Source organism: Castellaniella hirudinis (genome assembly GCF_047468865.1).
GTDB lineage: Bacteria > Pseudomonadota > Gammaproteobacteria > Burkholderiales > Burkholderiaceae_B > Castellaniella > Castellaniella hirudinis_A.
The window spans coordinates 100,260-109,007 of record NZ_JBLGTV010000011.1; the positions used below are offsets into that span (position 1 = coordinate 100,260).

Below are 8,748 nucleotides of genomic sequence, written 5' to 3' on the forward strand. Positions count from 1 at the left end.
TCACGACAGGGGATAGTCATGCATGCCTATTCGCAAGATCTTCGAGATCGGGTGCTGGGCGCGCTGGAGCGCGGTGAAGGTCCGACGGCGATTGCCCGGCGCTATGAGGTCAGCCGCTTGTGGGTGTACCAGGTGCGCAAGCGATGGCAAGAAGACGGTCAGCGCCATAGTCTGCCGATGGGAGGCTATCGGCGCTCGCGCATTGCGCATAAGGAAGATCAGATTCGTCAGTGGATTGAGGCAACGCCAGATCTGACGCTCATGGAACTGAGCGAACGCCTGGCGGTAGAAGGCATTCAGATCAAAGTGCCGGCGTTGTGGCATCAGTTGAACAAATGGGGTTTGAGCTTTAAAAAAAACCCTGCACGCCAGCGAGCAGTCTCGCGCCGACGTGCATCGGGCCCGGACTGCATGGAGGGATGAGTAGCCACGCTGGGATTGTCGGCGCCTGGTTTTTCTCGACGAAACGGCCACCGCCACCAATATGACCCGCCCAAGAGGGCGTTCGCCACGCGGCCAGCGCTGCATCGCCTCGGCGCCTCACGGTCATTGGAAGAGCACCACCTTCATTGCCGGCCTGCGTTGCGATGCCATCACCGCTCCGCTGGTGCTGGACGGGCCGATGAACGGCGCTGCGTTTCTGGCCTATATCCAGACCTGTCTGTGCCCCACGCTGCAACCGGGTGATATCGTCGTGGCCGACAACCTGTCTTCTCATAAGGTTCAAGGCGTCAGAGCGGCCATCGAAGCAGCCGGTGCCTCGCTGCGTTACCTGCCGCCGTATTCGCCGGACCTCAACCCGATCGAGAAGATGTTCTCCAAACTCAAGGCCCTATTACGCAAAGCCGCCAAACGAACCGTGGACGATCTGTGGAACGAAATCGGCAGGGTGCTGGAGTTGTTTACGCCCGCAGAATGCGCCAATTACTTTGTTTCATGCGGATATGTAAGTAAATAAATCGAAAATGCTCTAGCTACCAGAGATTGCATCAGCACAAGGTAACACATCTGGCTTGGTTTCCATTTTCATGTAATATAACATTCATCACATTACATTATGATGAGTTTTCCCTATGAGCATCGGAAGTAGCGGTAGGATAGTCGTTGAGATCGACCCAGATCTAAAAAAAGATCTGTACTCTGCGCTTGTCAAAGAAGGTTTGTCATTGAAAGAGTGGTTCTTAAGGGGGGCAACCTCATATCTAGAACACTCTTCACAGTTGCAATTAGATCTTCCAGAGCGAGAAACTGAAGATCAACTTCCCATTCAGGATGTCAAGAAAAATCGTTCTCAATGATTCAGAAAACTGACGGTACAGCCGATATATCGAGGCTAGAAAAGCGCGCGCAAAAAATTCGTCTCCAGGTGGCAGGAGATTTGGCCGGATCCATTCAAAATGACGCAGTCGCAGAAAAGGGACATTCGCACTTCAGTCTTTATGAAGACAAACTACCACTTTTGAGTGGGGTGTCGGCGATTCAATTTAATAAATTGGTAACCGATATTGCGCTTCGAGATTATGTTCTCCATGAAAAAGATCCATTTATTATCGCTTTTCTTGGCGGGAAGGTAGTAGAGCAGACATTCACTCAAATTTTTGATCCAGCGCGACCGCATGGTTCTTTGAAAAATTTATCTGTAGCCAAACACTATGGGGTTTTTTTCACGCCGCCGGATATCGCTAAGAAAATGATATCTAGCCTGTCAAAAGACGAGCATAAAGACACCCTCATTGATCCATGCTTAGGTAGTGGTGTTTTGTTGGCTGCGGCCCTTATGTTCAGTAAAACAAATAATTATAGAAAACTTGTTGGCGTTGAGCTTGATTCGGATATTGCTGGTTGGGCAAAATCTCTACTTGATCGAATTGCCCAGCTAACTGGATATGATGGCGAAATAGTCGTGCGCAAAGGAAACGGTTTAGCATTTATCTTGGACAGCCTGAAGAGTGATCTGTTTTCATCATCGGACATCATAGTAAACCCGCCGTACGGGAGACTGCGAATTACAAAAGATCGCGCCACCAACGCCGAAACGGCTCTAACAGAAAAAAAGAAGGATAAAAAATCTTCGATTGCGGAGCTTAATTTTAGTGTTAAAGCCGACGCGGAATTAATCAGAAACCAATACGCAGAAATGCTTGGTGAGCGTGGAATACTAGAGTACTCCAGAATATTTTTTCGATCCTGCGCAGAAGCAGTACTAAAGGGTGCGGAAGTTTCGATAATATCGCCGGACTCTTGGATGTCCGGTAGAGAAGGTGAGAGACTACGCAGGTTCGTTATTGAAAATCGACTCATAAACAAAATCCAACTCTTCAAGGAAGAGAGCGGGAAATTTGCGACCGTCAATCAGGCGACGTCTATAACCCACCTAAATGCAAAGGAAAAGCAAGCCTTTCGAATAATCGGGTCTGCTGCTGTGCATGAAGAAGGCGGAGGAATGGAGTATGATAAGTTGATTGAAATATCTAGAGTGGATTTGGCGATTCCGCGTGTGTCTGGGCATCTCCTTGCGACATTTGAGAGACTTTCAGTGCTTAAGAAATTTGGCAATGCGGAGTGGATTATAAATGCACGTGGAGAAATTGATCAAACAGCACAAAAGGCTCTATTTTCCGAGCGGAAAACTACTGTCCCTCTCGTGCGTGGCGAGCACGTTGATAGGTTTTTCTGCAAGCATTCGTCATCAAGTCAAAAGCCCTCTTTTTTGTTGACAACACAGTTTGAAGATTTCATTAAATCTAAACCGAAGCGCAAGCATTATGAAAGCGATCGAATCGTCGGCCGTCAGTGCTCTTATGCGCAGCAACCTCGCAGGCTGATGTTTTGTAGGGTTTCTGCTTTACATGCTGTTGGAAATTCATGCAACTACATCACTGTTTTAGGTGCAGATGATAATGAGAGAAAGCATAGAACTTATCTCTTGCTAGGTCTTCTCAATAGCGCAGTGTTTGATTGGTATTTTCGCATTGAAAACAGCAACAACCATGTTGGAAATTATGAGATCGATAATTTCCCTCTCCCATCAGAAAGCAGGTGGGAAGGACTGATAGCCGCTCTCGCATATCAAATTGAAAGCACGGCACAAAGTAGCAGAGGGGCGAATTTGCCTGACTGGATGACGGACTTGCTGGAAGCCGTCGTTGGTCTATCTTTTGGACTCTCTGTTGATGACGAACTTCAGAAAATCATTGGAGAAATTGGAGGATGCGATGAATCTCGCGTTATTAATTTTGCTCGACATTTACAGCGAAGTGTCAAAGTTCCTTCGCTAGAAATCGGAGAGGCTTACTTTAATCACGGCACACCAACTCTTTCTGAATTGGATCGCCTGATTATTTCTTATGTTCCCGAGGGTGGTAATTGGCAAAGCATTCCAGAAAGTGTCCCCTCGGAGAGGATAAAACAAATTCGTGAGATGAGCGCAAAGCGAGGTGTTGTCAGGACAACCTATTATGGAAGGCTCCGACGAGACCAACCAGCCTACACCATAAATACGTATTTCAATAGACCAGGAAATGGGACGCATATTCATCCCGTTCTCGATAGAACTCTTACGAGTCGTGAAGCAGCTCGGCTTCAAAGTTTTCCGGACAGCTATGTGTTTCTGGGCAGTGATGGCGCGGTGCGAGACCAGATTGGGAACGCTGTGCCTCCGCTGCTGTCAGCTGCAATTGGTAGGAAATTCATTCGGTACGCCAAGAGCAAGACTTGCGTCGATGTTTTTTGTGGGGCTGGTGGGTTAAGCCTGGGATTGGAAAGTGCAGGATGGGAAGTTATCGCTGCGGTTGATAATAATCGTGAAGCGCTCGATACGTACTGTTTTAACCGCCCATGTATCCTTGAGCCAGGTGTTTTTCAAGAAAACCAGACGGCCGTGTTTAAGCGCGATTTGCAAGAGAGGCGTGAATTTGAAAATGTCGTGATGCGAATTGAGGCATCGCTTAAAGGCAGGCAACTTGATCTCCTGGTTGGGGGGCCGCCATGCCAAGGCTTCTCGCATGCCGGATTTCGCCTGAGTGATGACAAGAGAAATGACTTGGCGTCGATTTATCTACATTTCGCTGAGTGCCTTCGTCCTCGTATTTTTATACTTGAAAATGTCGAAGGATTGGCAACTTTCAACAAGGGTCAAGTTCTTCGAGACATATGCTTCACGCTGCGGGATCTTGGATATCGCGTAAATTCCCCTGTATGGAAGCTTTGTTCTGAGCAGTATGGTGCCCCGCAAATGCGTCGTAGGGTGTTCATTGTGGCGACTACCGAAGATGCGGTTGATTTATCACCGCCGGAACCGATCTATGAGCGTTGTGCTGGTCGGAGAGAAAATAGGCACGGGGCAAGTCTATGTGATGCTGGCTTACCCGCCCCTTTCACAGTTTCTGATGCCCTGGGTGGATTGAGCCTCCCTGAGATGAAATCAGGGAAGCTTTATGAGTGGCTCGTAAGTGGAGTCGCGTTTTAATTAGATTTCATCAAATTGCAATTCATAGCGGTCGAAATCAATTTCGGCCGCTTCTCCAATTTGATCGAATACACCCTGGAGAATTGCACGGCAATTCTCATCTTCTGGGTGGTGTGGCACTTTGTGAAGCAGGAACAGAGATGCAATCTTCTGCTCTTTCTGCGTTGGAGAAAGTGACGAGTGCAGCACTTCATTCCAGGTGTGGTCCTCTGCAGTACATAGCGTCGTTATTTTTTGGACGGCTGGTGCAATAAGATCTTGATTGTCTTGAAAATCAGAGCGAACCATTTTTCTTCGCTCAATTGGCTTGGACGCGTACTCGGCCAGAGCTTCGAAAGCTATACGTACAGTGCGTGCAGCCAATCTTTTTCTTAAATCTGTTATTTTCTTAGATGCAGAAAATCTATTAAAGGTGAGAGCTCCGGGGTCAAGATTTTCGAATAAAAAATCCTTTAAGGCGTATTCTGGTTTTAAGATTGTTGCAAGAAATCGAGAGTTTCCACTATTGAATAAGGCCGAAAGAGTCCTCAGGTACATATCCTGCAGTGAGCGCAAGGAGTTGCTAAATGCTTTTGTTTGGTTATCGTCTGAGACAATGTTTTTATACTTATCCCAATGTGCGCTTACTTGCCAAGATGCAACGGGTTCCCCGGTGACTCGTTCGTAACCAAGGAGAATTTGAACATCACTAAGGCTAAATCTTCTATTTTTTGCTGAGTTGTGATACTGGCAGGTTGGAGAGAAAAGTGGCAGCTGCTTAAATCCACAAGCTAGCGGACCTACGTGATCTGGACTTACTTTCTCCAAAATCTTTTCACACCCTGGTATGGAGCATTTTCCTGGGCCCGCTTTATTGTAAAGTGCATCAGCTAACGCCCAGTTCCCTTCTGCCCACCATTCAAAGCTTCGGCGATCATGGTTGTAACTCCGCATATTGTCGTCGGATCGACCTGGGTCATTCTTTTTTCTGCAGCTTCCGTGATAGTCATGGAAACCATCGAGTCGATCTGGCGGGTTTCCCATAAATCCTGGCGATAGTTTGTATGATCGCACATGGCGACTATGTTCGAACGCCTCCTTGGATACTCCAAACTGAGTAAGGAATTTCACCCTCTCAGGAAAGTTGGATTGGAAGTACTTTTCCGTGACGGTTTTCCCTTTAAGCTGATTCATCTGTTCAATGACGTCATCGATGGGCTGCTCTTTTGCTACATCTAGTTGCGGAAAATCTTTCTTTAGTTTCTTTGAGAAAGAGTCGTTTAGATAAAAGTAGCCTACATTGAAATCTTCTCCGCATAGTCTGCATGTTCGGTATCCAGTTGGGTGAATTATGCGCGCAGCTACTGTAAATCGACCGTTTTCATCATCATGCCCAGGCAATTTAAGCGCGTCAGCTTTTGCCACCCACCACGCTCGTCGCTGCAGGTAGTACTTGTAAAATGATGTTGTTTTCCCCGAGCTAACTTGCCAGTTTATCCTGCCATTCGGTGATCTTGCGTTGGGCATGCCCGCGTAATTTGGATGCGAAACAATCATCTCCATATAGGCAATGTAATTTGGGTCAGTCTCGAATTTGCCTCGGCCATATTTGCGATCTGCCACGCTTCCTCCTAGCTTGACAAGCAAAGGTGAAGAAGATATCACGACCCACTGACGGCTGCCAACTTGGCATTAATGACGGATAAGGCGTTCAGGATCAGGGCCGGTTGTTAGTCGGCCCTGCGTAATCCCAGCAACCCGCATGAACACTGAGCATTCGGGCTATGTCCGATACCCATAACTCCCAGTTTGTTGTCCAATGGAGTCTGTTTTCTGGGAGTTATTCCTTTATGTTCACCTGCCCCGCCACCGACGATTTCTTTCGCGCCCGCATTGATCAGATAATCGACCTGCGCCATCCGTTGGCCGTGCTGGCCTCGCGCATGCCGTGGCAGGAGATCGAAGCCGGCGTGGCTCACCGATTCGTGCGTAGGGCGCACGAAGGCAAAGCCATGCCTGATCTGGACTTGTTCGGAGAGAAGCCCCAGCGCAAGGCGCCGGCCAGCAAAGCCGGTCGCCCGCGTGTGCCGCTTCGGGTGATGATTTCACTGCTGTACCTGAAGCACGCTTTCAATGAGTCCGACGAGGGCGTGGTGCAGCGCTGGGCTGACACACCGCGTTGGCAGTTTTCTCCGGGCAGCGCTACTGCGAGGATCGTCAGCCCTGCGACGCCACCACCTTGGTGAAGTTCCGCAAGCTACTGGGCGAGGACGGCGTGGAAGAGCTGCTGGCGCAGACGATCAAGGCCGCAGTCGAGCTCAAGCTGATCAAGCCCCAGGCACTGAACCGGGTGATCGTGGACAGCACAGTGCAGGAGAAGGCGATTGCGCATCCGACAGACAGCCGACTGCTGGAGACAGCACGCATCAAGCTGGTGGACGCGGCCAAGGCGGCAGGCATCTCGCTCAAGCAGACCTTCGCCAAGGAAGGCGGACAACTGAGCCGTCAGGCCGGGCGCTATGCCCATGCGCGCCAGTTCACACGCATGCGCCGGACGATCAAGCGCCAGCGCACGATTGTCGGGCGGCTGGCACGCGAGATTGACCGCAAGGCCAGCGCGATCGGTTATCTGTTTCATCGGCTCGGGGACCAGTCGTCCTCGCCGTTGCCCCAGATGGCCTGGGTTTTTTTTGACAGAGTCAGCAATGCTGCTGCCTCTGCCAGTGCGCGTTCTTTGCGCAGCAACTCCTTTTCCAGCTTGCGGCTTCTCTTACGCTCTGCGGCCAGTTGCTCCTTGTCCGCAGGTGCGCCGGTCGCGTCCATGGCCTCAAAGGCGGTCTTCCAGGCGTCGAGCTGCTCGGGATACAGACCGTGCTCCGACAGTATGCCGAGCGCTCGGCTTCATTCATGGGCGCTGTCTGGATCACCGCAGCCAACTTGGCGCGGGCATCCCAGCGATCTGGAGCGGAAGGTTTGGCAGGCACAACAAATCCTCGGGTCTGGAACTGCTTCTTCCAAGCATACAAGGTCGGCCCTGAGATTCCTGTTTCACGGCTCAGATGGGCGACGCTCTGGTTGTGCGGCGGCATCATCTTCTTGACGACCTGTTCCTTGAGTTCCTGGCTGTAGGTGGACATGAATTCATTCCGATCGCTCCCTCAACTTCTGTTTTCAGAGGATCGGACATCTATTGTGACCGAGGGGGGCTTCTCGCCAAACAGGTCCAAGTCGGGCATGGCCACGTTCTCGTGGGCCTTGCGTACAAACCGGTGCGCCACCCCCGCTTCGATCTCCTGCCATGGCATGCGCGAGGCCAGCACGGCCAATGGATGTCGCAGGTCAATCATCTGGTCAATGCGGGCACGGAAAAGATCGTCGGTGGTGGGGCAAGAGAGCATGAAGTCAAAACTCCCAGGAAACAGCCTCCATTGAACAACAAACTGGGAGTTATGGGTATCGGATACGGTCCGAATACTCAGTATTCATGCAGGGGGTGGGGATTATTCAGGGCCAACTACCTATTCGTTGCCAGGTTCGTTCTCAGGTTTCTCTTTTCCTATAAGCCCTTTTCGTAACTGTATTTTTCGGAGATTTTTTAGAAAAGATCTTCCCTCGTTAGATAGGCTCCAATATTCTTTGTCATCGCTAACAGGGTGTTTCTTTTTAGACGGCTCTACAAGATCTAGCGCAGACAAGTCAGCTAGCCAGTGGCTAACCATGTTTATGGGTATTGGATAACGTGTCCGGTAACCTGTGCCTTTGTAATGGAGCGCTATATCGCTGCCACTTCCCTCAAAGGTATTTTCAATTAATAGGCTCGGAGCCATGGCTTCAAATAGTCCTAATAATGTTCCTTCAATAGGCTCCGACCACTCTTTATCACCTTCCATCGCAACATAGGCATCAACTTTATTCTTCATCAGTGTCTCGATCGTTTCTTTATCTTTGTTTCGGATGTCTATAAACCTCTGCTCCTTCTTTCGTAATGCTTCTAACTCATTCCTAAAAACCGCATTTTCAGTACTTAGGCGTGTAAGCTCTTTAAACACATCTGGCCCAATAGCCTCATCAGATCTAACCCAGCCAACCCGCGGGTTAGTCGAAATCGCTTTCATCAGAGAAACTGCAACTTTTGCATGCAGATCGTCTTTGGTACTCCAAAAATTTACTAGGCGTCCTTTGATCTTTTCTTTAAACGAATCTAAAGCCCCTCTTTTTCTGAAGTAGTCGGCCCTGCATAATCCCAGCAACCCGCATGAACACTGAGCATTCTAGCTATATCCGATATCCATAACTCCCAG

At 49.5% G+C, this 8,748-nt stretch carries 6 protein-coding genes and 2 pseudogenes; 4 read left to right on the forward strand and 4 right to left on the reverse strand.

Annotated elements, in window-relative coordinates; translation table 11 throughout:
- Positions 1–18: 18 nt before the first annotated feature.
- From ACMHYJ_RS13115 to ACMHYJ_RS13125, 3 genes and pseudogenes are all read left to right on the forward strand, one after another.
- A pseudogene (locus ACMHYJ_RS13115) lies at positions 19–958 on the forward strand (IS630 family transposase).
- 115 nt (positions 959–1,073) lie between these two features.
- Entirely contained in the window at positions 1,074–1,298 is a 225-nt protein-coding gene (locus tag ACMHYJ_RS13120; protein WP_414246623.1) for a hypothetical protein, read from the forward strand.
- Complete coding sequence (locus tag ACMHYJ_RS13125; protein ID WP_414246624.1) at positions 1,295–4,468, forward strand: Alw26I/Eco31I/Esp3I family type II restriction adenine-specific DNA-methyltransferase; 3,174 nt, start codon at positions 1,295–1,297, stop codon at positions 4,466–4,468. Before ACMHYJ_RS13120 ends, ACMHYJ_RS13125 begins: the two co-directional genes overlap by 4 nt.
- Here ACMHYJ_RS13125 and ACMHYJ_RS13130 read toward each other — a convergent pair whose 3' ends face one another.
- Entirely contained in the window at positions 4,469–6,070 is a 1,602-nt protein-coding gene (locus ACMHYJ_RS13130) for an Alw26I/Eco31I/Esp3I family type II restriction endonuclease (protein WP_414246625.1), read from the reverse strand. It lies immediately after the preceding gene.
- Positions 6,071–6,297: 227 nt separating this feature from the next.
- Between ACMHYJ_RS13130 and ACMHYJ_RS13135 the strand changes: the two are divergent.
- A pseudogene (locus ACMHYJ_RS13135) lies at positions 6,298–7,058 on the forward strand (transposase); the annotation flags it as partial.
- 88 nt (positions 7,059–7,146) lie between these two features.
- On the opposite strand, the gene ACMHYJ_RS13140 reads toward ACMHYJ_RS13135, so the two are convergent.
- The 3 genes from ACMHYJ_RS13140 to ACMHYJ_RS13150 all read right to left on the reverse strand — a co-directional run bounded on the left by ACMHYJ_RS13140 (position 7,147) and on the right by ACMHYJ_RS13150 (position 8,562).
- A complete protein-coding gene (locus tag ACMHYJ_RS13140) occupies positions 7,147–7,584 on the reverse strand; it encodes a transposase (protein WP_414246633.1) in 438 nt (145 codons plus the stop codon).
- 21 nt (positions 7,585–7,605) lie between these two features.
- Positions 7,606–7,845, reverse strand: coding sequence for a hypothetical protein (locus tag ACMHYJ_RS13145; RefSeq protein ID WP_414246626.1), 240 nt, complete (start codon positions 7,843–7,845; stop codon positions 7,606–7,608).
- 120 nt (positions 7,846–7,965) lie between these two features.
- On the reverse strand, positions 7,966–8,562 hold the full coding sequence (locus tag ACMHYJ_RS13150; protein ID WP_414246627.1) for a hypothetical protein: 597 nt from the start codon (positions 8,560–8,562) through the stop codon (positions 7,966–7,968).
- Between the last annotated feature and the right edge of the window lie 186 nt (positions 8,563–8,748).

What these genes read in the sequence shown, in the direction of transcription:
- ACMHYJ_RS13120 (WP_414246623.1), top strand. Translation starts at nt 1,074, where the DNA reads ATGAGCATCGGAAGTAGCGGTAGGATAGTCGTTGAGATCGACCCAGAT.
- ACMHYJ_RS13125 (WP_414246624.1), top strand. Translation starts at nt 1,295, where the DNA reads ATGATTCAGAAAACTGACGGTACAGCCGATATATCGAGGCTAGAAAAG.
- ACMHYJ_RS13140 (WP_414246633.1), bottom strand. Translation starts at nt 7,584, where the DNA reads ATGTCCACCTACAGCCAGGAACTCAAGGAACAGGTCGTCAAGAAGATG.
- ACMHYJ_RS13145 (WP_414246626.1), bottom strand. Translation starts at nt 7,845, where the DNA reads ATGCTCTCTTGCCCCACCACCGACGATCTTTTCCGTGCCCGCATTGAC.
- ACMHYJ_RS13150 (WP_414246627.1), bottom strand. Translation starts at nt 8,562, where the DNA reads ATGAAAGCGATTTCGACTAACCCGCGGGTTGGCTGGGTTAGATCTGAT.